Genomic DNA, 24,130 nt, shown 5'->3' with positions numbered 1-24,130 from the left:
TTCCTTAAAGGCTGGCGGAAAGGGTTGGGTTCGCGCCGTTTTCTTTTGAAGAAAACGGGCCGAAACCTTTGAAAGATTTCGGCACGTTGCGCTTACTCATCCTCCTCCGCATCCAGGAGTTCCATGTTCAGGCCAAGGCCACGGACTTCTTTCACGAGCACGTTGAAGCTCTCCGGCACACCGGCCTCGAAATTGTCTTCGCCCTTGACGATGCTCTCATAGACCTTGGTCCGGCCGGCCACGTCGTCCGATTTCACGGTCAGCATTTCCTGCAGGGTGTAGGCGGCGCCATAAGCTTCCAGAGCCCAGACCTCCATTTCCCCGAAACGCTGGCCACCGAACTGCGCTTTACCGCCCAGCGGCTGCTGGGTCACAAGGCTGTAAGGCCCGGTAGACCGCGCGTGGATCTTGTCATCCACAAGGTGGTGCAGCTTGAGCAGGTATTTCACGCCCACAGTCACAGGACGCGAGAATTGCTCACCGGTGCGGCCATCAAACAGGATCGACTGGCCCGACGTGTCAAAGCCCGCGCGGGTCAGCGCATCGTTGACATCCATCTCCTTCGCCCCGTCGAAGACCGGCGTTGCGATCGGCACACCGCGGGTCACATTGCCCGCCGCTTCCAGAAGATCCGCCTCGTCCATACCGGCAAGGCCCTCTTCATAGACCTCGTCGCCATACGCGATGCGCAGCGCTTCGCGGACCGGGGTCATGTCGCCAGAGCGGCGATATTCGCCCAGAGCATCGTCGATCTTCAGACCCAGACCGCGCGCGGCCCAGCCCATATGGGTTTCAAGGATCTGACCAACGTTCATCCGCGACGGCACGCCCAGCGGGTTGAGACAGAAATCCACCGGTGTCCCGTCCGCGAGGAACGGCATGTCCTCCATCGGAACAACGCGGGAAATCACACCCTTGTTGCCGTGACGGCCGGCCATCTTGTCGCCCGGCTGCAGCTTGCGCTTCACCGCCACGAAAACCTTGACCATCTTCATCACGCCCGGGGGCAGATCGTCGCCGCGGCGCACCTTCTCCACCTTGTCCTCGAACCGCGCATCGAGCTGGCGCTTCTGCGCCTCATATTGCTCGTTGAGCGCTTCGACGATTTTGGCGTCTTCCTCTTCGGACAGCGCCAGCTGCCACCACTGGCCACGGCTCAGGCTTTCCAGCAGCTCCTCGGTGATTTCCGAGTTCGCTTTCACGCCACGCGGGCCTTTGACAGCGGTTTTGCCAAGGATCAGGGTCTTCAGACGCGCATAGATGTTGCGGTCCAGAATGCCCAATTCGTCGTCCCGGTCACGGGCCAGACGCTCGATCTCTTCGCGTTCGATCTGCAGCGCACGCTCGTCTTTTTCCACACCATGGCGGTTGAACACGCGCACTTCCACGACCGTGCCGAAATCACCCGGCTTGACGCGCAGCGAGGTGTCGCGCACGTCCGAGGCTTTCTCGCCAAAGATCGCGCGGAGCAGTTTTTCCTCCGGCGTCATCGGCGATTCACCCTTCGGAGTGATCTTGCCCACGAGGATATCGCCCGGCTCCACATCGGCACCGATATAGACGATGCCCGCCTCATCGAGATTGCGTAGCGCTTCCTCGCCCACGTTGGGGATATCGCGGGTGATCTCTTCCGGCCCAAGCTTGGTGTCACGTGCCGCGACTTCGAATTCCTCGATATGGACCGAGGTAAAGACGTCATCACGCGCGATGCGCTCAGAGATCAGGATCGAGTCTTCGTAGTTGTAGCCATTCCAGGGCATGAAGGCGACGATGACGTTCTTGCCCAGAGCCAGTTCACCCATATCGGTGGACGGGCCATCGGCAATCACCTCGCCTTTCTGAACAGTGTCACCCACCTTCACCAGCGGACGCTGGTTGATACAGGTGTTCTGGTTAGAACGCTGGAACTTGCGCATGCGGTAGATATCCACGCCCGGATCACCCACTTCGAGGTCTTCCGTGGCCCGGATCACGATCCGCTGTGCGTCCACCTGGTCGATCACACCGGCGCGGAACGCGGTGATCGCGGCGCCGGAGTCACGTGCCACGACCTCTTCGATCCCGGTGCCCACAAGCGGTGCCTCGGAACGGAGCGTCGGAACCGCCTGACGTTGCATGTTCGAGCCCATCAGAGCGCGGTTCGCGTCGTCGTTTTCCAGGAACGGAATGAGCGAGGCCGCAACCGAGACCAGCTGTTTCGGGCTAACGTCGATCAGGTCCACGTTTTCGTTCGGCGAAAGCGTGTAGTCACCGGATTTCCGGGTCGACACCAGATCGTTCACGAACTTCATGTTTTCGTCGAGATTGGCGTTCGCCTGCGCCACGGTGTGGCGCATTTCCTCGGTTGCGGACATGTAGTGCACTTCGTCGGTGACGGTGCCGTCCTTGACCACGCGGTAGGGGGTCTCGATGAAGCCGTATTTGTTCACGCGGGCAAAGGTAGCCAGCGAGTTGATCAGACCGATGTTCGGGCCTTCCGGCGTTTCAATCGGGCACATCCGGCCATAGTGGGTCGGGTGCACGTCGCGCACCTCAAAGCCGGCACGCTCACGGGTCAGACCGCCCGGCCCAAGCGCCGAGAGACGGCGTTTGTGCGTGACTTCCGAGAGCGGGTTGGTCTGGTCCATGAATTGGCTAAGCTGCGAGGAGCCAAAGAATTCGCGCACCGCGGCAGCCGCCGGTTTCGCGTTGATCAGATCCTGCGGCATGACGGTGTCGATCTCGACTGACGACATGCGCTCCTTGATCGCGCGCTCCATACGGAGAAGACCGACGCGGTACTGGTTTTCCATCAATTCGCCGACCGAGCGCACACGGCGGTTGCCAAGGTGGTCGATGTCGTCGATGTCGCCCTTGCCGTCACGCAGCTCCACCAGCGCCTTGACACAGGCCACGATGTCTTCGCGGTCCAGCGTGCGCTGGGTGTCGGGCTTCTCCAGCGCCAGACGCATGTTCATCTTCACGCGGCCAACAGCGGACAGGTCATAACGCTCGCTGTCAAAGAACAGCGTGTCGAACAGCGCAGAGGCCGCTTCGACGGTGGGCGGCTCGCCCGGACGCATCACGCGGTAGATATCCATGAGCGCGGTGTCGCGGTTCATGTTCTTGTCCTGCGCCATGGTGTTGCGCATGTAGGGGCCGACCGTGATGTTGTCGATGTCCAGAACCGGGATCTCGGTGATACCCGCATCCAGCAGTTCCTTGAGCGAACCGCCGGTGACGTCCCCGTCCTTGTCCACTTCCCAGGTCAGCTCATCGCCGGCCTCGACATAGATCGCGCCGGTTTCTTCGTTGATGATGTCCTTGGCGACGAATTTGCCGACAATCTGGTCGAACGGCAGCAGCAGTTCCTCAACCTTGCCTTCGTCGATCAGCTTCTTGACAGCGCGCGGGGTGACTTTCTTGCCCGCTTCGGCAATCACTTCGCCGGTGCCCGCATCCACAAGGTCATAGGTCGGGCGGGTGCCGCGCACACGCTCGGGGAAGAACTTGGTCGCCCAGCCTTCGCCTTTGCGCAGGGTATAGGACACCGTGTTGTAATAGGCATCCATGATAGCTTCCTGGTCGAGACCAAGAGCGTAGAGAAGCGTCGTCACCGGGAGTTTCCGGCGGCGGTCGATGCGTGCAAAGACGATGTCCTTGGCGTCAAATTCAAAGTCCAGCCACGAGCCGCGATAGGGAATGATGCGGCAGGCAAAGAGCAGCTTGCCCGAGCTGTGGGTCTTGCCCTTGTCATGGTCAAAGAACACACCGGGCGAGCGGTGCATCTGGGACACGATCACGCGTTCAGTGCCGTTCACGACAAAGGTGCCATTCGGTGTCATCAGGGGCATATCGCCCATGAACACATCCTGTTCCTTGATGTCCTTGACGGATTTCGCGCCGGTATCCTCGTCCACATCAAACACGATGAGGCGCAGCGTCACTTTGAGCGGCGCGCTGTAGGTCAGATCGCGCTGCTGGCATTCTTCAACGTCGAATTTCGGCTTTTCCAGCTCGTAATTTACGAATTCCAGAACGGATGTTTCGTTGAAATCCTTGATCGGGAACACCGACTGAAAAACACCTTTGATGCCTTCGCCGTCCATCGGCTCCAGCTGATCACCGGATTTCAGGAAGAGATCATAAGAAGATTTCTGAACCTCGATAAGGTTCGGCATTTCAAGGACTTCACGGATCTTGCCGTAATAGCGGCGAAGACGTTTTTGACCGAGGAAGCTTTGCGCCATGTGTCTGGACACCTTTCATTTCTCACCGGACCGATCGCAGTCGGGCTTCTGCAATCGCACCCATCAGAGACAAGCTGGCCAACAAATCCATTCTCGCTGCGCGTCCCACCGCGCCGCTCTCGATTTGCTTTCCTGCCTTGGAAAAGCCCTGCACATCAGAGCCTTACCGAGCCAGGAAGGTTAATTCTTTGATTTGGCTGACCTTTCGGAGCATGTCAGACAAATCAGATTTGAGTGAGGGGCTCCCATGTTTCCAGACAGAAAAGGCGGCTCCGAATCGCTCGAAACCGCGTGAAACTTCCAAATATGTCGTGAACGCAAAGAGCGCAACCCCTGAGCCCAAGGGTTGATGAAACTTTAATCTAGGAAAGCATGCCAAAAAGCGCGAGACCGGTCAAGCTGGATAGACAGCCGCGCAGTCGGCGGATGCGGAAACTTTGAAAGTTTCCGGTCCGATTTCTTCAAAAGAAATCGGTCAGAGTGCCAGCTACAAAAACGAAAACAGACGCCACCTTGCGGTGACGCCTGTCCGTAAACCAAGCCCGAAGGCCCGAATTACTTGAGCTCGACTTCGGCGCCAGCTGCTTCCAGCTTGCCTTTGAGGTCTTCTGCTTCGGCTTTGTCGACGCCTTCTTTGACGGCTTTGCCGCCAGCTTCGACCAGCTCTTTGGCTTCTTTGAGGCCCAGGCCGGTGATGGCGCGGACTTCTTTGATCACGTTGATCTTCTTGTCGCCGGCGGACTTGAGGATCACGTCGAATTCGGTCTGCTCTTCAGCAGCCGCGCCACCGGCGTCGCCGCCAGCTGCACCGGCAACCATAACCGCGCCGCCAGCGGCGGGCTCGATGCCGTATTCGTCTTTGAGGATGGTTTTCAGTTCTTGTGCTTCCAGCAGCGTCAGGTTGACGATTTCTTCTGCCAGTTTTTTCAGATCAGCCATGATTGACTCTTTCCGTATCTAGATGTGTTCCAACGTCGGGAGGGATCCCTACGCAGATCTTGTCAGTTGCCTTACGCCGCTTCGGCCTTTTCCTCGATGGTCGAGAGGATGGAAGCGATATTCGAAGCAGGTGCGCCAATGGCCCCGGCGATATTCGAAGCAGGTGCGCCGATGCAGCCGACGATGGAAGCAATGAGCTCCTCGCGCGACGGCATTTTCGACACGGCTTCGACACCGGCACGGTCCAGTGCGGTTTCACCTATGGCCCCGCCAAGGATTTCGAACTTCTTGTTCTCCTTGGCGAAGTCCTCGGCCACCTTGGCTGCTGCCACGGGGTCCTCGGAATAGGTGAGCACGGTCATACCCGTCAGATAGTCAGCAATGCTTTCGCAGGGCTTTCCATCAAGGGCGATCTTGGCGAGCCTGTTCTTGGCGACGCGGACCGACCCACCTGCTTCACGAGCACGTGCGCGCAGATCCTGCATCTCGGCAACTGTGAGACCTTCGTAGTGGGAGACCACAACGACGCCAGAGCTTTCGAAGATCTGGCCGAGTTCCTCGACCACTTTCTCTTTCTGGGCTCTATCCACAGTTTCACTCCAATATTGGGGGTTGCCCCCCGGCTCAGTTCTGCCGGGCTTACACCCGGCGTTCAGGTCCACTTTTACGGGGGTCCGCCAAGAGCGCCCGAGGAAATACCCTCGGCCAATCTGGTCTCTTCCCGTCTCAGGCAGGAGATTAAGGGGATATGTCCCCACCCACCGTCTTGGACGATTTGCATCCCAGCCCGCGAATCGCGGGTGAAGTGCAGGGTGTGGAGTATGACGGGATTGGCCTAGGGTCAAGAGCGGTGATGTAACGCTCGCTGTGAGCCGAAACCATCGCAACCCAGTGACCATGTTTCAGTATATGGTGCAGGCTTGAGGCTTCTATTCTGGCAGGCCGGCAAGTCTCAACCCGTCAATGACCGCCTCTCGGTAGGGAGGGTGCTCGATGTTCATCACCTGCATGATTTCAGAAATCGTGGCGGGGACGCCCAAGGCCTCGTATTCCATGGCCAGCCACTCGGCGTCGTCCAGCCGTCCCATATGACCATAAGTTGCGATCAGGATCCGCAGCGCATTCTGGAGGTTCGGATTGCGCTGGAGAAGTTCAGTCAGCGCAGCCTCTGCTGCTTCGTAGTCGCCGCGGTAGAAATTGGCCAGTCCAAGCGGCATATAGTACCAATATGGGGGAACGGGATTGCGGGCGAAGGCCTCCGAGATGGTGTTCAGCCCATCCTCTGCCCGTCCAGCTGCCACCTGCACGATCGCGTAAAAAGCGTAAGCGTCCGTATAGTTTGGGTCGAGTTCGATGGCCCTCTCGAATTCGGCGCTGGCCCCCGCCAGGTCCGCGATAAAACTTCGGGACAAAAGCCGTCCGAGCGCGAAATGAGCAAAGGGCAGATCGGGCGACAGCGCCACCGCCCGTTCCGCATGCAGCACCGCCCTCGCCAAGGTGTTCGTCACATCGCTTGTCCAGCCGTACTCGGCCCGCATGCTGAGCACGATAGAAAGCTGCGCGTGGGCTGCGGCGTAATCTGGGTCGCGTCGTATAGCCTCGACAAAGGCCTCTTCTGCTTGTTCATTTTGGCTCGCGGTCAGGAAGCTGGCCAGTTCTCTGCCTCGAAGGTAGTTTTCAAAGGCATCGACATCGCGCGTGCCCCGAACGCCCAGGCGTTCACGCTCTTGCCGGGACAGCCGGACCGACAACACACGCACGATTTCGGAGAGGACCGTCTCGTGGAAATCGAACACATCGGCTTCGGCCCCCGCATAGCTGTCAGCCCAGATGTTTTCGCCGTTTGCGCCGTCGATTAGCGCCGCCGTGATCCGTAGGGTCTCACCCTCGCGGCGCACACTGCCCTCTACGAGGTAGGACACCTGCAATTCCCGAGCGACCTGTCGCGGATCGCTCACACTCTGCGCAACAGAAAAGGACGCTGCCCGCGACACGACCCTGAGATCGGCGATTCTTGAGAGATTTACGATGAGCTCCTCTGCAAGGCCATTGGAGTAGTAGGCCTGCCCGGCTAGGCCGCTGAGGTTCTCGAAAGGCAGAACAGCGATCGACTGGACCTCCGATGCGGCTTGCTGACGAGGAGTGAGCAAGAGCGCCAAAAGCGCGAGAGCCGCCAAGGTGGTCAGAACGGCGATCCGAACTGTAGTGAGCAGGGACGGGCGACGTGGCCGCGCGCGCGACACCTCGAGGCGATAGCCCTGTTTCGGCACGGTGCGCAGGAGAGCGCCCGCCTCGGGACCAAGTGCTTTGCGGATCTCCGAGATGCACTGGACAAGGCTATCGTCGGTCACGTGGGTGTCCGCCCAGACCCGTTCCATAAGGCTGCCTTTTGAGACAAGTTCCCCGGCCCGCTCGCTCAGAACAGACAAAACGCGGAGCGATTGCGGGCGCAAGGGCACCAAATTGCCGTCGGGGTCATGCAGTTCAACTGATCGCTGATGAAAACGAAACCCTTTGATATCAATCACCTGATTCGATTTCGGCATTTTTCGTGCCCGCTTTCGTGACTTTCGCTGTCGCTTTGAGGCCCCACTGGAGGAACGCGCTCGCCGTCAAAGGGCGCTTCTTACCCAACCAATGGAGGACACGATGACAAGTATTGCAAAATCCACAGCCTTTGTCGCCACTTTCGCGCTTTCGATGACAGTCGGCATAAGTGGCTCACAGGCAGCCCCCAAGACCTGCCCGCCGACCACAGTGTTGGCCGTGAATGGAGAGCCGGTCGAACTGTCCGCTGATGTTGCCGCGCGAGTGACGATGCTGCAGCAGTATGGCGATCGGTATGCACGGGTGATCGACCTGATCCGCGAAGAAAACGCCAAGCCGGAATGGACCTTCGTGGAAGATTGCTCCCCAAAAGGTGCTGACGCGCTTGCTAAAACCGAGTGATCAAGGCCTGGCGGGCGAAACAAATTTCCTAGTGGAGTCTTCCAGCCTTGATGTGAGCTTCCACAACCCAGATCGGCAAACACACATGTCTGCTTCCTCCGCACAACGGACAACCACACAAAAAGAAAAGGCGCCCCGCAGGACGCCTTTCCCAATCCAACTGTCAGCCGGGTTTACTCAGCGTGTGCCGAGTCAACCGCCACCGACACGCCCGGGCCCATTGTGGAGCTGAGCGAGATCTTTTTCATGTAAGCACCTTTGGCGTCCGACGGTTTGGCCTTGGCCACCGCGCCGACGAAAGCACGGATGTTCTCGGCCAGTTTGTCGGCGTCGAACGAGGCTTTGCCCACACCGGCATGAACCACGCCAGCTTTCTCGACCTTGAACTGAACTTCGCCGCCTTTGGCGTTTTTCACGGCTTCGGCCACGTCCATGGTCACGGTGCCAACCTTGGGGTTCGGCATCAGGTTGCGGGGGCCAAGCACCTTGCCCAGACGGCCGACAATCGGCATCATGTCCGGCGTCGCAATGCAGCGGTCGAACTCGATCTTGCCGGATTGCACGGTTTCCATCAGGTCCTCTGCACCAACGATATCGGCACCTGCGGCCTGGGCTTCTTCGGCCTTGGGGCCACGGGCAAACACGGCGACACGCACGGTTTTACCGGTGCCGTTGGGCAGGCCGACAACGCCGCGGACCATCTGGTCGGCGTGGCGCGGGTCAACACCCAGCACCATGGCGATTTCGACGGTTTCGTCGAATTTGACATTCGAGTTCCCCTTGATCAGCTCAACGGCTTCCTCAACGGTGACGTTCTCTTTCCCGGCAAAGGCTTCACGGGCCGCGCGGGTGCGTTTTCCAAGCTTTGCCATCTTACTTCACCTCGATGCCCATGGAGTTGGCGGAGCCAACGATGATCTTCATTGCGGCTTCGATATCGTTCGCGTTGAGGTCTTTCATCTTCGCCTCGGCGATCTCACGAACCTGCTTCACGGTCACGGTTCCGACCGTCTCACGGGACGGAGTCTTGGCACCGGATTTCAGCTTGGCCGCCTTTTTCAGGTAATAGGACGCCGGGGGCGTCTTGATGTCCATGGTAAAGGACTTGTCCTGATAATAGGTGATCACGGTCGGGCACGGCGCGCCGGGCTCCATGTCCTGCGTCTTGGCGTTGAACGCCTTGCAGAATTCCATGATGTTGATGCCGCGCTGACCCAGCGCCGGACCGACCGGCGGCGACGGGTTGGCTTGCCCGGCGGGCACCTGCAGCTTCATGCTGCCGACGAGTTTCTTGGCCATTGGCCTTCTCCTTTTCAACTCCTTCGGGACGCGTCCCTCGGGATCTGGTTGACGTGGTGCGGTCCGGGCATCGCGATGCCCTCGCCTCCCACAAACGAACGGCGCAACCGCCGTAGGATGGGTTTTTCAACCCACCGCCCACATCAGGTCTGTTTGGTGACCTGTGTGTATTCCAGCTCGACCGGGGTTTCCCGGCCAAAGATCGAAACCGACACCTTGAGGCGCTGGTTCTCGTCGTCGACTTCTTCGATCATACCGTCGAAATCCTCGAACGGGCCATCGGAGACCTTGACCTTTTCGCCCACCTCGAAATGGATGAGCGTGCGCGGGGCTTCCTCGCCCTCGGCGACGCGACCCAGGATCGCCTGCACCTCGGCATCGCGCATCGGCATCGGGCGACCTTGCGGGCCCAGGAAGCCAGTGACGCGGTTGATCGAGTTGATCAGGTGATAGCCCTGATCCGACATTTCCATGCGCACCAACACATAACCGGGCATAAAGCGGCGCTCGGTGGTCACTTTCTTGCCGCGACGCACTTCGATCACTTCTTCCGTGGGCACCAGAACCTCTTCGATCTGGTCCTCAAGCCCCTGTTCGATCGTCGCCTGTCTGATCTGTTCGGCGATCTTCTTCTCGAAATTCGAGAGGACCGAAACCGAATACCACCGCTTTGCCATCTGGCGCTCACCTTCGTGTTGGCCGGCCGTTCGACCGAAACTCTTTTGTTCTCAATGCGTTGAGCATGTCATCGCATACAGTCCCAAAACAAAAAATCGGCGCGTCGACCGAATCGCCACGCGCCAGATGTCTTGGGAATGCCGCGTGGATACCGCTCTTGCTCGATCAATTCAAGGGGGCAGCCCCCTTAGCCGAACATCCCCAGAATGCCTTGAAGACCGGAGCGGATCAGGATGTCCACGAGCGCAAAGAAAATCGCCGTCAACGTGGCCATGATAAAGACCATCACCGTTGTCAGCAGCACTTCACGGCGGGTCGGCCAAACGACCTTGGCGACTTCGGCGCGCACCTGCTGAATGAACTGGAGGGGGTTTGTCATAGCCATTCTTATACTTCCTCGACCGAGTTAGGGCGCCAGATACGCGCCCGGGACAGGGATTTCAAGGGCGCAGTGCGCCGCCCGGCCTAACCCTCGCGCCGCCGGTGCAGGAAAACATCTTCGTCCGGCAATTGCATCCGCTCGATCGGGACCTGTTTGCCGCCCGTGGCCTCGCGTACTGTGGCGCGCAAGCGCCGGAACATGCGCCCCACTTCCAGTTCCGGGTCCTCCAAAACCCGCAACAGGGCCTCGGTATAAGGCGAATGCTGCCCCCCGGCGCTGTCGGCCGCGGTTGCCCCTGCTTCTGCCGCGAAAGAGATCAAAAGCCCGGAACGGTTCACCTCGACCGGCGCAAGCCCGCGGCTCAGCGATCTTGTGCCATCCCGGCGTGCCATATCACGGGCAAACGGGTTGTCACGGCAAGCGTCCAGCAGAACCAGACCCAGCTTGCCCGCCAGTTGCGCGGCAGAGGACAAGTCATCCAGCGCCACCGTTTCAAACCGTGCGGTGACATCCGAATCCATACGCGCATCCACCGGGATCAGGAAATTGCGTCCGTCCAGTTCAATGCCGTGACCGGCGTAGTAGACCACCGCAATATCCGCCCCCAGGGCCATCTGGGAAAACTGCCCCAGGGCACGCCGGAACGCACCGCCATCCGCGTCCTCGACATGCAGCACATCATATCCCAAGGCGGTGAAGCGCTGCGCCACGGCGCGGGCATCATTGAGCGGATTGGCAAGCCGCGTCGCATATTCGTAAGCCGCATTGCCAATGATCAACGCCACGTGACTGCCGTCCGGGGCGATCCCGGGATCGGGTTGCGGTGCCTCGTCTTCTTCGGCAACTGCAATGCCCACGGCGGGTTCCGGTTCCGGCAATTGCTTGGCCAGCGCGCCCTGTTTCCACGTGCCGTAGAACCTCTGGCCATCTGCATAAATGATCAGCCCGAGCCCTTCGCGCTGTCCGCGGACAAATGTTCCGCGATAGACGTCACCATTGGTATATCGCGCCTCGCCTTCCCCGGTGATTTCGCCGCCCTGCCACAAACCTTCGTATGCAAACCCGTCGGCCATGACGATCTTGCCCTGTCCGTCGCGTTCGCCATTCCTGAACGTACCAGTGTAAACCGTGCCATCGGGATAGGTGGCTGTGCCCTGTCCCTCGCGCGTGCCATTGGCGAACTCACCTTCATAGCGATAGCCATCGGCATAGGTCATGACACCGTAGCCGTGGGTTTGGGCCTCTTTGAACGCCCCGTCATAGACGATCCCGTTGGCATAGCGCGCGATCCCCTTGCCGTTGATTACGCCCTCTTTCCACTCACCGTCATAGGTCGCGCCGTCGGTATAGGTGATTTTGCCCACACCATCCGCGACCCCGTCGATGAAGGACCCGACATAGACCGAACCATCAGGATAGGTGACACTCCCCTGCCCTTCGATATCCCCCTCGTACCAGTCTCCGACATAAAGGTAGCCGTCGGTGCCCGTGAATGTACCCTCTCCGTGCCGCTTGTTGTCGACGAAATCACCCTCATAAACATCGCCAGAGGGATAGGTCGTCTTGCCTGTCCCTTCGCGCGCGCCGTTGTTGAACGTGCCTTCATAGATCGCGCCGTCGGCAAACACCGCGCGGCCAATGCCATGCGGAGCGCCGTTGCGAAAATCGGCTTCAAGGATCATGCCATCGGGCTGCACAAGCCGCCCCTTGCCAGTCAGCGGCCCGTTTGACGTCCGGGTTCCGTCGGCTTCGGTAATACGCCCGCCCCCCAGAACGAATCCTTTCACCCAGCGCCCGTCAAACATGCGCCCATCCGCAAGCGTTAGGGTACCACGTCCATAGGGTTCGGTATTGCGCACCTCGCCCCGGTAGTGATCTCCATTGGCATAGTCGATCTCACCGCGCCCGCGCGCCTCGCCATTGACCCAGTCACCCTCATACCGAAAACCGCTGGGCCGGGTCATCACACCCGTGCCGTGGTGCTGGGCCGCCCGGAATGCGCCTTCATAGGTGACGCCATTGGCATAGCGCGCCACGCCTGTCCCATCGATCTTGCCGTCGCGCCAGTCGCCTTCATAGGTGCCGCCATCGGCGAAGACGATTCTCCCCTGCCCATGCGGTTCACCTTTGACGAACGCGCCGGTATAGACAGACCCGTTCGGGAACTCTGCCGTACCCTGCCCGCGGATTTCACCCGCCACCCACTCCCCTTCGTAGCGATACCCATTTGGCAACGTGTAAACGCCGCTGCCGTGCTGAAGCCCGTCGCGCATGGTTCCCCGGTATTCGCCACCATCATCATAGCGCTGGAACAGGATGTCATTATTCGCCCCCTCGGCCGACGCGCTGACACTGAGCGCGACCGAAAGGGCGAGCACGGAAACGGATCGAAGGGTCCAGGTGAGCATGGTGTAAATCCCATTTGGCACGTCCTGCCCAGAGTGACCCGAAACGACGGGATCGGGCAAGAGCGCGGCAGCGGGCGTGACCGAACATGTCACTTTATACCCGAACTTTGTCTGGGAAATGGCAGGGGCAGCAGGGTTCGAACCCGCGACCTACGGTTTTGGAGACCGTCGCTCTACCAGCTGAGCTATACCCCTAAGGCCGGGGGATCGAATACTACCGCCCCGATGCGAGATCAAGAGCCGATTTCCGGCTTTTGCATTCACGCGCATTCGCCAAACCATCACGCCGCCGCGCGCAGCAGCAAGCCATGCCTCACCGCACCGGGAGATTTGATTACAATTCTCGATGTGCGCCATCGCACATAACATCGTGACTTGCGCCGCCACGCGATCTCGGGCCGGGATGATCACACATTGATCGCGGCCCCGGTGCCAGATGAAACAGACCAATCGGTCGCAAATACAGGGGGCAAAGCAATCCGGCCCTGCCGGTTGCATCGTCCAGTTCACCTTCAAGCCTACAATGCAGTGAGCGCGCGTGAGCCGATCCGTGATTTGAGAAATTACGCCCCGCCAGCCAGCTTGATGGGTGTCGGACGCAACCGCCGACGCAATTCAATCAACGCCCATTGGGGCAATTCAAGAAAGGCTAAACACCATGAAAAAGTTTATCGCAATCACCGCCCTCGCCCTTGCCGGTGCCGCAACCTCGGCTTCCGCCATGACGCTCGACACGGTCGGCAACGAACGCGAAATCCAGCGCTTCGCACCTGGCGCTGACGTTTCCGCGCTGACCGACATCCAGATCCGCTCGCTGCTGAACGTGATCCACTCCGGCGGCAGCCATGGCGACCGCGCGGCTGTCGTGAAGGCACTGGTCATGAAATGGGGCTGAAGACCGCCCCCTGCCCTGCCGTCTTCTCCCTGGCAGGGCAGACCACAAAAGGCCCGCGCTCCAGCCCGGGCCTTTTTGTTGTGCTCATGCCTGCGAAAAAGACAAACCCCCGAAGCGGATGCCGCGGGGGTCGTCAAAACTTGTGTCCAAAGCTGGAAGGTGGTGCTTAGAGCAAACCTTCGCGCTGGGCTTTCTTGCGTGCCAGTTTACGGGCACGGCGGATCGCTTCAGCTTTCTCGCGCGCTTTTTTCTCGGACGGCTTCTCGAAATGTTGCTTGAGCTTCATTTCACGGAAGACACCTTCACGCTGCAGCTTTTTCTTCAGGGCACGGAGCGCCTGTTCGACATTGTTGTCGCGAACACTAACCTGCATGTGGTTTTCACCACCTTTCTAAGTTTGAGTTGCAAGGAAATTGCAGGAGGTGGCCATATAGCAAAGGCCGCCCTACTTGTCTACAGGCTTTCATGGGCCGGGAAATCGGTTTCACCCTGTCCCTGAAACGCTTTAGGATAATGCCAACGCGCTCCGAAAGGACAGATCATGACAGCCGCAGATCCCAAGCAGAGACTCCTCGACGCCGCTCTTTTGCACGTGCCCTTTGACGGCTGGAGCGATGCTACATTTCGCGCAGCGGTCTCTGATTCCGGCGTCGATGAAACCGTAGCGCGCGCACTGTGCCCGCGCGGTGCCGTGGATCTGGCGCTGGCCTTTCACCAACGCGGCGACGCCTTGATGGTGGCGCGGCTCAAAGCCGCCGACCTCGGCGAAATGCGCTTTCGCGACCGCATCGCCTTTGCCGTGCGCACCCGTCTGGAGGTGGCTGATGACAAGGAGGTCGTGCGTCGCGGCACAACGCTCTTTGCGCTGCCCCATCACGCCGCGGACGGGGCCCGCGCGATCTGGCAGACCTGTGATGTGATCTGGACCGCACTTGGCGACACATCCACCGATGTGAACTGGTACACCAAACGCGCCACGCTCAGCGGGGTCTACAGCTCGACCCTTCTCTTTTGGCTGGGCGATGATTCTCTGGACCATCAGGCGACCTGGGACTTTCTCGACCGCCGGATCGAAGACGTGATGCGCTTTGAAAAGGTGAAAGCGCAGGTCAATAATAATCCCGTGCTGTCCAAACTCATGGCTGGCCCCAATTGGCTGTTGTCGCAGGTCAAGGCCCCGATGCGCACGCCCGATCTTGATGATCTGCCCGGCATGTGGCGCAGCCCTCAAAACGACCAATCCCAAGGATAAGACATGACCCAGATGATGCAGGCCGTCGAGATCACTGAACCGGGTGGTCCGGATGTTCTTCAACTGACTGAACGGCCCGTTCCCACACCGCGCCACGGCGAGGTGGTGATCAAGGTGGCCTATGCCGGGGTGAACCGCCCCGATGCGTTGCAGCGCGCCGGAAGCTATGCCCCGCCCCCCACCGCCAGCGATCTGCCGGGGCTGGAGGCCTCGGGCGAGATTGTGGCGCTTGGCGACGGTGTGTCGGACTGGGCACTGGGCGATCAGGTCTGTGCCCTGCTGCCCGGCGGCGGTTATGCGGAATATGTGGCCACCCCGGCGGCCCACTGCCTTCCGATCCCCGTGGGCATGGGCCTGCGCGAAGCGGCCTGTTTGCCCGAGACCTATTTCACCGTCTGGTCGAATGTCTTTCAGCGCGGCGCATTACAGGCGGGCGAACGCTTTCTGGTGCATGGCGGCTCCAGTGGCATTGGCACGACAGCGATCCAATTGGCCAGCCACTTCGGCGCCCGCGTGTTTGCCACGGCAGGGTCCGATGAGAAATGCGCCAAATGCGTGGAACTGGGCGCGGAACGCGCAATCAACTACCGCGACGAGGATTTCGTGGACGTGCTCAAGGCCGAAGGCGGGGCTGAGCTGATCCTCGACATGGTGGGCGGCGATTACATCCTGCGCAACCTCAAATCGCTGGCCGAAGACGGTCGGCTGGTTCAGATCGCTTTTCTGCAAGGCCCCAAGGTCGAAGTAAATTTCGCGCCGTTGATGATGCGGCGGCTGACCATCACCGGTTCGACCCTGCGACCCCAATCCGACCTGGCCAAGGCCCGCATCGCAACCGCCCTGCGCCAAGAGGTCTGGCCCCTGCTGGATACTGGCAAGATCGGCCCTGTCATGGATTCGGAATTCGCGCTCGAGGATGCGGCACAGGCCCACGCCCGCATGGAAAGCAGCGGGCATATTGGAAAGATCGTTCTGAAGGTGGGCTGATCACCCGTTGGGCCTGCAGGCGGGGCGGTGTTACTGCGTCCCGCTTATCCTCTTGGGATGCTCAGCAACACATAGCCGTCAAGCTCCGTCACAGGCTGTGCGCCCATTTCCTGTTGCAGCTCAACTATTCCTGGATGCTCTTTCGGGCAGGCGACAAGATCGGCAGAGTGATCAAGATAATCCGCAACCGCTTCACTTTCGCCGACAAGCTGACAGGCATCGTCGTAGGACCTGTACCCTGCCACAAGCCGCAGGCGCGCAGGCGGCGCAGTATCAACAACCAAATACCGCGCGTTGACCCATCCCAACATGCCGCCATGATCCGCGATCATGCACCATTCCGGCATTTGCGACGGTGCTGCACCGTGCGGATCGGGTTTGACAAGCACACAAACCAGTTTCTGCACGCCGCGATATCCCGGCGGCAGCCCCATGAGGATGTCGAAATCAACGGATGGACCTTGTCGCACATTCAACACATCGTCAGCGGCCACATGCCCGACCTTGTAGACTAGATCGGCCAGCAGGGCGGCACCGGCAAAGCAGGCGAAGACAGCAAGGACCACAGAGCGCATCAGCATGGCTCACCTCAATTTCTGATACCTGCGGCGAGTCTGGCCACCCCAAGGGCCTGCGTCCTGTGGGAAATCGCCAGATGATACAGCCAGCCGCGCCGATTGGCAGCATTCAGCCTGCGACATTTCCCTGCCCGGCGCGCTTGTCCCGGCCCTTGGTCCCGGCTTAGTCTGATCAAGGAATTCAGGCTGTTGGAAGAATGCGATGCTCAATTTGACCACAACCCTCGTGATCGGCCTTGCCCTCATATCCGGCACAGCAGCAGCCGCGACGCTGGAAAAGGGCGGCGACGGCTACATGCACTGCATCGCAACCCTTACCGGTCCGATCGAAAGCGGCGATGCACAGGCGTTGGAAACGCTTGTCGCCGAATTGCGCGCCAACGCCGAAGCCATCGAACGCAAGGAGCTTGGGTTGTCTGATGTCGAACCGGTCTTCACAACCTTCGGCACGCAGCGCCTCTGCCTCGACAGCCCCGGTGGCAGCCTGACCGAGGCGATCCGGATGGGAGACATTCTCTATTCCGAACAGCTCGGGACAGCCGTGGCCCGCGATGCCTCCTGTCAATCCGCCTGTGCGGTGCTGTTCCTTGCGGGCACCGAGTTGTTGACAGGCGACGGCGACACCCGCCCGAACCGGATCTTGCACGCCACCGCACGGCTGGGGTTTCACGCCCCGTCACTCGCCGTACCGGACGAGCAATATTCCAAGGCTGCGGTGGAAAAAGCCTATCGGATCGCGATTGCGGGGCTTGGTGAAATCAGCGCGCGCAAACGCATCTGGACCCTCTCTGACAGCATTCTCAACACGATCCTGACAACGCCTCCGTCTGAGATGCGTTTTGTCGAAACGCTTTTCGATGCGGGGCAATGGGGCTTTCCGGTGGTGGGCACCTACTACCCACCGGATGTGACACCACTGGCCGCAGCGAATGCCTGCACCAAGGATTACGCCTATCAGGTGGGGGTCGATCCCAGTTTCAAACCGATCTGGGAATACTGGAGCGAGTTCGAGAAACCGCGCTATGGCTACGGACCGCAAAAGTTCGACACAGCTGACGGCCCGGCCTACACCATATCCGGCTACGGCGACGAAGGCGCGATGCATAGCTGTACACTGTCCCTGCCGACCGAGGCCCCGCAAGCCTTCGACACGCCCGTGGCACCCGGCTGGGCCTGGCCCTACCCCAATGGCACGATTGGCTGGGGCGACGGGGCGGCAAAAGGGGTCATGCCCGCCATGTTCTATGACAATCGCCTGCGGCTGGACGACATTGCCCGCGAACGCGACGACGAGATCGAATTCCGTTCGGTCACCGAGTTGACCCCGCCGGACAAGGACCGGCGCGTCTCGGGCACCTGTTCCGTCTGGCGCGGACAGGAGCAACGCGACACTGAGACCTGCGCCCTGCACCACTTTGAGGTCACGTCGTCCGATCTAAACACCCGCTCTGACCGGGTTTTCACCTGGCCATCGGGATCAAAGACATCCGTTCTGACCGTGCTCAACGCGAATGGCAGCGTCGACACATTCGTGAACGGCTCTGACGCGACAGAGGTCTATGACTGGGAAACCCCGCCTGTGCCCGACGGGACATGCTGGCTCAACCGCAGCTCCGGAAATACGTTCTGCTTTCTGGAGACCGGTTGAGGCGCCTCAACCCACCTTGGCCAGAAGCGCCTTCATCGCGGCCCGTTCAGCACCGGACAGCGCCGTCACCCGGCTGCGCCATAGCGTGGCCTGAGACTTGAGCACCAACCCGTCAGACAGGATCTTGAGGTGATTGGCGCGCAGTGTCTCACCGGTCGAGGTGATGTCGGCAATCGCCTCGGCGGTCAGGTTCTTGACCGTGCCCTCGGTTGCGCCCTGGCTGTCCACCAGCTGATAATCCGCAACACCGCTGTCGCGCAGGAAGTCACGCACCAACCGGTGGTATTTGGTGGCTATCCGCATCCGGAAGCCATGCGTGGTGCGAAACGCTGCCGCCGCCGCATCCAGATCATCCAGCGTGTCCACATCCACCCAGCAGGCGGGCACCGCGATGATCAGATCGGCATGCCCAAAGCCAAGCTCGGCCACCGGCTCGACCTGCTGATCCCAATGGGCCAGCTTTTCCTGAATAAGGTCGGTTCCCGTCACGCCCAGATGAATGCGCCCGGCGGCCAGCTCACGCGGGATTTCTCCGGCGGACAGCAACACAAGTTCGACGCCCTCCACACCGGAAACTGCCCCGGCATATTCGCGGTCCGACCCGGTCCGCTCCAGCATCACACCACGCGCGCCGAACCAGTCAAAGGTCTTTTCCATCAACCGCCCCTTGGACGGCACACCCAGCTTGATCGTCATCCCCGGCCCTCCCTGAGGCGCAGCACCAGCCCCGGACGGATCACCGCGCCCACCGCCGGGATGCCCGTGCCACCGCCCAGCGCGGCGGTCAGCGCATCGTATCGACCGCCCGTGGCCACCGGGGGCAGGTCAGGCCGACCCTCGGCATAGAGGCCGAAAACGAACCCGTCGTAATACTCCATCGAGGTGCGACCATAGCTGCCCTCGAATTCCAGTGTTTCGATATCGACACCGCGCGCCGACAGTGCGTCACAGCGGGCGGCCAGCCCATCAACCGCGGCCTGGATCGACGGCAGGTCGACCGCGATGTCGCGCAATTGTTCGAGGGCAAAGGGCAGGGTCTCGCGCACATTGAGCAACGCTTCGATCAGATCGACCTGCCTACCGGACAATGGGGCCGCGGATGCATCTTCGCGCAGCGCGTCGATCCGCGCGGCAATCTCGGCCTCGCCACGCAGGCCAACATGCGGAATATCATGCGTCATGGGCGTTTTGGCCGCCAACAGCGCCGCGCGACTGGCGGGAACCGGCACGCGGCCCGAAAAACGGTCGAGCAGCGCGCGGAACCGACGCGGACGCCAGATGTGCCGCCGCAGCGCCGCTTTGCGCCGCTCCGTTGTCTCCAACCCGTCCACGGCGGCCATCAGCAACCCGATATCGCCAGTTGCCGCGCGCAGGCTCAGCCCCTCAAGCGCCGCCGAAATTTCGGTGAACACCTCGGCTTCGCAGGCGGCAGGGTCGGCGCGGTCAAACAGCTCGTATCCGACCTGCAGATACTCGCTGTCGCGCTCGGGATTTTCCTCTTGCCGCCGGAATACCGCGCCAGAATAGGTGTAGCGTGCAGGCTCGGCACCCTCTGCCATATGCATCTGCACCACCGGCACGGTAAAATCGGGGCGCAGCATCTGTTCGCCATGCAGCGGATCGGCTGTGACATAGGCGCGCCCGCGGATATCCTCGCCATAAAGGTCGAGGAGCGTCTCGGCGGATTGCAGCACCGGCGTCTGCACCACCTGCGCGCCCTGCGCCTCGAAGCGCGCGCGCAGGCGCTGGGCCTCGGCGATGATTTCTGCCCGGTTCGGCATCAGGAATGTGCCTCGATGATCTCGCGCACTTTGGCGATCATGTCAGCCCGCGCCACTTCGAATTGCGAGGGGCGCTCCTTCCATTCTTCCAGCGTCGCGTTCTCGGCAATCTGCGCGCCAAGGATCAGGTCCTTGATCTGCACCACGCCGCGCTCGGCCTCGTCGCTGCCCTGAATGATCGCGACGGGGGAATTGCGCTTGTCGGCATATTTGAGCTGGTTGCCGAAGTTTTTCGGATTACCCAGGTACACCTCGGCCCGGATGCCCGCATTGCGCAGCTCGGCCACCATGGACTGGTAGTCCGCCATCCGGTCGCGGTCCATCACAGTCACGACGACAGGACCCTGTTCATGCGAGGTGATCCGCCCCTTTTCGCGCAGCGCGGCAAGCAGCCGGTCCACGCCAATGCTGACACCCGTGGCAGGGACGGCCTGTCCGGTGAAGCGCTTGACCAGATCGTCATAGCGCCCGCCGCCCGCGACGGAGCCGAATTGCCGGGGGCGGCCCTTTTCATCGGTGATCTCAAAGGTCAGTTCGGCCTCGAAAACGGGGCCGGTGTAATAGCCAAGCCCACGCACGACGGAGGGGTCAATCACGATGCGGTCGGGGCCGTAGCCTTGCGCCAGCAACAACGAGGCGATCTGCTCCAGTTCCCGAACTCCTACTGCGCCGACAACGCTCTCGCCGACAGCTTGGCGCAAATTCGCCAATGTCGCTTCCGCATCCGCCTCTTTCGACGTAAGGAAGGCGATCACCGGTGCCGCCTGCTCTTCGCTCAACCCAACGCCGTCGATATAGGCACCGGACTGATCAAGCCGCCCCTTGCCCAAGAGTTCGCGCACACCCGCCTCGCCGACCTTGTCGAATTTGTCGATGGTACGCAGCACAGCTTGTTTTTTTTCTTCGCCGGTTGGATTGCTTTTGACTATGTTTTGTTCGCCAGCTTCAATAGTCCCAAAGACGTTTTCCAGCACCCCGTTCAGCACCTTGCGATTGTTCACCCGCACGACGTAGTCACCTCGGGAAATGCCCACCGCTTCCAGCGTGTCGGCCAGCATTGCGCAGATCTCGGCATCTGCGGCAACCGAGGGTGCCCCAACCGTATCCGCATCGCATTGATAGAATTGCCGATACCGCCCCGGGCCGGGTTTCTCGTTGCGCCAGACCGGTCCCATCGCATAGCGGCGATAGGGCGTGGGCAGGTCGTTGCGATACTGCGCATAGACCCGCGCCAGAGGCGCAGTCAGGTCATAGCGCAGCGCCACCCAATCGCTGTCATCCTCCTGCCATGCAAAGACGCCTTCATTTGGACGGTCCACATCAGGAAGGAACTTGCCCAGCGCCTCGACCGTCTCAACTGCGCTACTCTCCAGCGCATCGAATCCATAGCGATGATAGACCCCGGCGATGGTCTGCAGCATCTCGGTGCGCTCGGTCACCTCGTGCCCGAAATAGTCGCGGAACCCCTTGGGCGTGATCGCCTTGGGGCGGGGTTGTTTCTTTTGCTTGGCCATGGGTCTGTTCCGGCTCTTTCACTGTCGCGCGCGGTGTAGCGGGAAGCGGGGTGAGGGGCAACCTTCGCCCTCGACGCGAGGAAGAAATAAGGCTACCGCTGCCCCCATGACGAAACAGGTTGAAACGCTCGAAGAACAACTCGCCCATCTGCAACGCGCGATGGAGGAGATGTCAGACGTGATCGCACGGCAGGACAGCGAGATCGCATTGCTCACCCGCCGGGTGCAGATGCTGATGGAGCGCGAGGCGGAACGACAAGCGGATCAGTCCGGCGGCGTGGTGCTGGGCGATGAACGCCCGCCGCATTACTAACCGCCCGACTTGAGATCGGTGGCGGCAATCTCTCCCTCATGCAAGAGCATGTTGAACCAAGTGCCATTGTTGCCGTACTTCTCATAAGCACTTACGAAAACAGTTGTTTTCTCGAGCTGGCCAATCCGCGCGCCACAGGGTTTGCCTTTGCCCACCTTGCAGATCCGCCGCTTGATCTTTTCATAGACCTTGTCGGTTTCGGAATAGGGCTGCACCTTGGCGGGTAGACCGTAGCGCAGCAATTCATGCATCTCGGGCGATCCAAATACAGCAACGGCGGCGGTAAAGGTGCGCGCGCAGCCATCCTCGAAACCGGTAATGTAGAACGGATGCGGTGATGTCTTGCCGGGCGCGGAATCATAGAGCCGCCAGGTCTTGCCACGTTCGGGAAACGCCCCGGTTTCCTTGCCACGTTTGGCACGAGGCAGGTCGCAGACCGGTTTGACGACGCCAAAACCCAGCAGTGTTCCGGGCGGGACGGACGGCGGCAAGGCTATGCTTTCTCCGGACTTTCCAGGAGATGACAAACCGAACAGCCCGCGCTTTTTCGGAGCATCGGTCGTGGTTTCCGGCGTGGCCCCGGTTTCGGGCAGGGCTGCGACCTCGGTCTCCGCATCTTGATCCGTGACGGGCGCGGGTTTGCCACGGAACAAGCCGAACAACCCGCGTTGGGTCGGCGCGGGTGCAGCGTCATCCGGCTCCGCATCGACCACGGCCCCGGGCTCGGCCTCTGCGGGACTTTCCGGCGCCGCCTCGGCTGGCTCTAACGCCATGTTATCCGCATCCCGCGACTTGTCACCGCCCAACAATCCGCGCAGGAGCCCCGGTCGGGCAACGGGCGCGTCCGCTTCGTTCCCGGGTGCGGCCAGCTCGGCCACCGGAGCATCCTGTGCAAGTTCGACCTCGGACAGTTTCGGAACATCCGACAATGGATCGCCACAGCCCGCCAAAACCGCGAGAAACAGGATCGCGCCTGTCGATGTGAAAACTCTCGCCATAGGTCGGCTCCGTTAGTTCCGCGATGGTCCTAGCGCACGGCGGCTATTGAGGTCCAGCCCCGCGCCGCAATCGTCATCCATGTGGCGGTTATCAGCGCTCTCATTTCCCGGTTCCCAGACCGATTCGATTTTGCTAGACTATTGGGAATAAAAATAAACGAGGCAGGTCAGAGCATGGGAACGGGCTATCAAGGCACGTTCGTCATCTCTTGGTCGCAGACAGAACTGGATGGCTTCCGGGCCCCGTCTTTCAGCTCACTCCGGGTTGGGGCGACGTGGCAATGGACGGGGGAGACGCTTTGCGTTGATGGCCCGCGTGATGTCTTGCGGCTGCAAGGGGCAGACGACGAAGAGAACACAAGGCGACGCGCCGCACGAATGGTGCGCAAGCTTGTCGGAGCGGCCGTGCAGAGCCGTGAAACGACAGATCTATCCGCAATCGAGCGTGACCCTGCCCCCCTGCTGGACGACGGTACATTCATCGTGTCGGACGGCAGCGACAGCTTTACCGTCACACTGATCGAAGCCGGTGCAAACAACCGGCCGCTCCTGATGTTCCTCAACAAGATGCCGCCCCGGAACCGCGACCTGTGGGTTGTGGATATCGCGCATATGACCCGCTTCAGCGACCCTGAGCGCCGGGATCAGGGGGTGATCTGTTTCACCCCCGGCACCTTGATCGAAACGGAACATGGCGCCCGCCGCGTCGAAACCCTGCGCCCCGGTGACAGGGTGCTGACCAAGGACAACGGTCCGCAGGAAATCCTCTGGACCGGCGCGCGGCGCATGACCGGCGCGCGGCTCTATGCCATGCCCAACCTGCGCCCGGTGCGCATCTTTGCCGATGCCTTTGGTCAGGACCGGCCCGGCACGTCTTTCCTCGTGTCACCGGAACATCGCATGTTGGTTAAGGGGCCGCGCGTGGCCGAATTGTTCAACACGCCCGAGGTTCTGGTCTCGGCCCGGTCGCTCATTGATGCTCGTATGGCCGAGATTGACCTGACAGTGCGCGAAGTGACCTATGTGCATCTGCTCCTGCCCCGGCACGAGATCCTCTGGGCCAACGGGATGGAAACCGAAAGCTTTCACCCGGCAAGCGCACAGCTTTCGACGCTGGATGACGCGGATCGCGCGCGGTTGATCGAAGGGATGCCAGAGCTGGAGCATGATCCGCGAAGCTACGGCGATTTTGCCCGGCGCAATCTGAGCACCAGTGAATTCGCGGTGCTGCGGCACAACGCAGCGTAGCGAGAGGGCCGTACTCAAATGAAAACGCCCCC

General features: G+C 60.7%; 22 protein-coding genes and 1 tRNA gene. 7 read left to right on the top strand and 16 right to left on the bottom strand.

Going from position 1 to position 24,130, the window contains the following annotated elements:
* Window positions 1–92: 92 nt before the first annotated feature.
* The 4 genes from rpoB to PGB28_RS08955 all read right to left on the bottom strand — a co-directional run bounded on the left by rpoB (window position 93) and on the right by PGB28_RS08955 (window position 7,714).
* A complete protein-coding gene (gene rpoB, locus PGB28_RS08970; RefSeq protein WP_271421164.1) occupies window positions 93–4,229 on the bottom strand; it encodes a DNA-directed RNA polymerase subunit beta in 4,137 nt (1,378 codons plus the stop codon).
* 555 nt (window positions 4,230–4,784) lie between these two features.
* Window positions 4,785–5,168 carry a 50S ribosomal protein L7/L12 gene (gene rplL, locus PGB28_RS08965; protein WP_271421163.1) on the bottom strand — a complete coding sequence of 128 codons (384 nt, stop codon included), beginning with the start codon at window positions 5,166–5,168 and terminating at the stop codon, window positions 4,785–4,787.
* 71 nt (window positions 5,169–5,239) lie between these two features.
* Window positions 5,240–5,758 carry a 50S ribosomal protein L10 gene (gene rplJ / locus PGB28_RS08960; protein ID WP_271421162.1) on the bottom strand — a complete coding sequence of 173 codons (519 nt, stop codon included), beginning with the start codon at window positions 5,756–5,758 and terminating at the stop codon, window positions 5,240–5,242.
* A 339-nt stretch (window positions 5,759–6,097) separates the two neighbouring features.
* A complete protein-coding gene (locus PGB28_RS08955; RefSeq protein ID WP_271421161.1) occupies window positions 6,098–7,714 on the bottom strand; it encodes a tetratricopeptide repeat protein in 1,617 nt (538 codons plus the stop codon).
* 91 nt (window positions 7,715–7,805) lie between these two features.
* Here PGB28_RS08955 and PGB28_RS08950 point away from each other — a divergent pair, with 91 nt between their 5' ends.
* Window positions 7,806–8,117: a hypothetical protein gene (locus tag PGB28_RS08950; RefSeq protein ID WP_271421160.1), complete on the top strand. Its 312-nt coding sequence runs from the start codon at window positions 7,806–7,808 to the stop codon at window positions 8,115–8,117.
* A gap of 173 nt (window positions 8,118–8,290) precedes the next feature.
* On the opposite strand, the gene rplA is transcribed toward PGB28_RS08950, so the two are convergent.
* The 6 genes from rplA to PGB28_RS08920 all read right to left on the bottom strand — a co-directional run bounded on the left by rplA (window position 8,291) and on the right by PGB28_RS08920 (window position 13,079).
* Window positions 8,291–8,989, bottom strand: a complete 699-nt coding sequence (gene rplA, locus PGB28_RS08945; protein WP_271421159.1) for a 50S ribosomal protein L1 — start codon at window positions 8,987–8,989, stop codon at window positions 8,291–8,293.
* 1 nt (window position 8,990) lies between these two features.
* Window positions 8,991–9,416 carry a 50S ribosomal protein L11 gene (rplK, locus tag PGB28_RS08940; RefSeq protein WP_271421158.1) on the bottom strand — a complete coding sequence of 142 codons (426 nt, stop codon included), beginning with the start codon at window positions 9,414–9,416 and terminating at the stop codon, window positions 8,991–8,993.
* Between the two features lie 143 nt (window positions 9,417–9,559).
* Window positions 9,560–10,093 carry a transcription termination/antitermination protein NusG gene (gene nusG / locus PGB28_RS08935; protein ID WP_271421157.1) on the bottom strand — a complete coding sequence of 178 codons (534 nt, stop codon included), beginning with the start codon at window positions 10,091–10,093 and terminating at the stop codon, window positions 9,560–9,562.
* Window positions 10,094–10,281: 188 nt separating this feature from the next.
* Window positions 10,282–10,479, bottom strand: coding sequence for a preprotein translocase subunit SecE (gene secE / locus PGB28_RS08930; protein ID WP_271421156.1), 198 nt, complete (start codon window positions 10,477–10,479; stop codon window positions 10,282–10,284).
* Between the two features lie 80 nt (window positions 10,480–10,559).
* Complete coding sequence (locus tag PGB28_RS08925) at window positions 10,560–12,884, bottom strand: caspase family protein (RefSeq protein WP_271421155.1); 2,325 nt, start codon at window positions 12,882–12,884, stop codon at window positions 10,560–10,562.
* Window positions 12,885–13,003: 119 nt separating this feature from the next.
* Window positions 13,004–13,079: transfer RNA gene (locus PGB28_RS08920), tRNA-Trp, on the bottom strand.
* 463 nt (window positions 13,080–13,542) lie between these two features.
* On the opposite strand from PGB28_RS08920, the gene PGB28_RS08915 reads away from it, so the two are divergent.
* Window positions 13,543–13,779, top strand: a complete 237-nt coding sequence (locus tag PGB28_RS08915; protein WP_271421154.1) for a hypothetical protein — start codon at window positions 13,543–13,545, stop codon at window positions 13,777–13,779.
* A gap of 166 nt (window positions 13,780–13,945) precedes the next feature.
* Here PGB28_RS08915 and rpsU read toward each other — a convergent pair whose 3' ends face one another.
* The gene (gene rpsU, locus PGB28_RS08910) at window positions 13,946–14,152 is read right to left on the bottom strand and encodes a 30S ribosomal protein S21 (RefSeq protein ID WP_271421153.1); all 207 of its coding nucleotides are present in this window, start codon (window positions 14,150–14,152) and stop codon (window positions 13,946–13,948) included.
* Window positions 14,153–14,320: 168 nt separating this feature from the next.
* On the opposite strand from rpsU, the gene PGB28_RS08905 reads away from it, so the two are divergent.
* Window positions 14,321–15,031 carry a COQ9 family protein gene (locus PGB28_RS08905; RefSeq protein WP_271421152.1) on the top strand — a complete coding sequence of 237 codons (711 nt, stop codon included), beginning with the start codon at window positions 14,321–14,323 and terminating at the stop codon, window positions 15,029–15,031.
* Window positions 15,032–15,034: 3 nt separating this feature from the next.
* Window positions 15,035–16,018, top strand: a complete 984-nt coding sequence (locus tag PGB28_RS08900; RefSeq protein ID WP_271421151.1) for an NAD(P)H-quinone oxidoreductase — start codon at window positions 15,035–15,037, stop codon at window positions 16,016–16,018.
* Between the two features lie 44 nt (window positions 16,019–16,062).
* On the opposite strand, the gene PGB28_RS08895 is transcribed toward PGB28_RS08900, so the two are convergent.
* Window positions 16,063–16,599, bottom strand: coding sequence for an SH3 domain-containing protein (locus PGB28_RS08895; protein ID WP_271421150.1), 537 nt, complete (start codon window positions 16,597–16,599; stop codon window positions 16,063–16,065).
* Between the two features lie 199 nt (window positions 16,600–16,798).
* Between PGB28_RS08895 and PGB28_RS08890 the strand changes: the two genes are divergently transcribed.
* Complete coding sequence (locus PGB28_RS08890) at window positions 16,799–18,244, top strand: COG3904 family protein (protein ID WP_271421149.1); 1,446 nt, start codon at window positions 16,799–16,801, stop codon at window positions 18,242–18,244.
* 6 nt (window positions 18,245–18,250) lie between these two features.
* Here the strand turns inward: PGB28_RS08890 and hisG are convergent, their stop codons facing one another.
* The 3 genes from hisG to hisS are packed head-to-tail and all read right to left on the bottom strand — an operon-like array spanning window position 18,251 to window position 21,539.
* On the bottom strand, window positions 18,251–18,940 hold the full coding sequence (gene hisG, locus PGB28_RS08885; protein ID WP_271421148.1) for an ATP phosphoribosyltransferase: 690 nt from the start codon (window positions 18,938–18,940) through the stop codon (window positions 18,251–18,253).
* Window positions 18,937–20,025 carry an ATP phosphoribosyltransferase regulatory subunit gene (locus tag PGB28_RS08880; RefSeq protein ID WP_271421147.1) on the bottom strand — a complete coding sequence of 363 codons (1,089 nt, stop codon included), beginning with the start codon at window positions 20,023–20,025 and terminating at the stop codon, window positions 18,937–18,939. The genes hisG and PGB28_RS08880 overlap by 4 nt, the downstream gene beginning before the upstream one ends.
* A complete protein-coding gene (hisS, locus tag PGB28_RS08875; protein ID WP_271421146.1) occupies window positions 20,025–21,539 on the bottom strand; it encodes a histidine--tRNA ligase in 1,515 nt (504 codons plus the stop codon). Before hisS ends, PGB28_RS08880 begins: the two co-directional genes overlap by 1 nt.
* Before the next feature lie 106 nt (window positions 21,540–21,645).
* On the opposite strand from hisS, the gene PGB28_RS08870 reads away from it, so the two are divergent.
* A complete protein-coding gene (locus PGB28_RS08870) occupies window positions 21,646–21,852 on the top strand; it encodes a SlyX family protein (protein WP_271421145.1) in 207 nt (68 codons plus the stop codon).
* Here PGB28_RS08870 and PGB28_RS08865 read toward each other — a convergent pair.
* Entirely contained in the window at window positions 21,849–22,850 is a 1,002-nt protein-coding gene (locus PGB28_RS08865; RefSeq protein ID WP_271421144.1) for a hypothetical protein, read from the bottom strand. The two genes, PGB28_RS08870 and PGB28_RS08865, sit on opposite strands and share 4 nt — an antisense overlap.
* A gap of 405 nt (window positions 22,851–23,255) precedes the next feature.
* On the opposite strand from PGB28_RS08865, the gene PGB28_RS08860 reads away from it, so the two are divergent.
* Complete coding sequence (locus tag PGB28_RS08860) at window positions 23,256–24,098, top strand: Hint domain-containing protein (protein WP_333908229.1); 843 nt, start codon at window positions 23,256–23,258, stop codon at window positions 24,096–24,098.
* The last annotated feature ends 32 nt before the right edge of the window (window positions 24,099–24,130 follow it).

This window comes from Primorskyibacter aestuariivivens (assembly GCF_028023675.1).
GTDB lineage: Bacteria > Pseudomonadota > Alphaproteobacteria > Rhodobacterales > Rhodobacteraceae > Marinovum > Marinovum aestuariivivens.
This window is presented reverse-complemented; position numbering and strand designations above follow the sequence as displayed.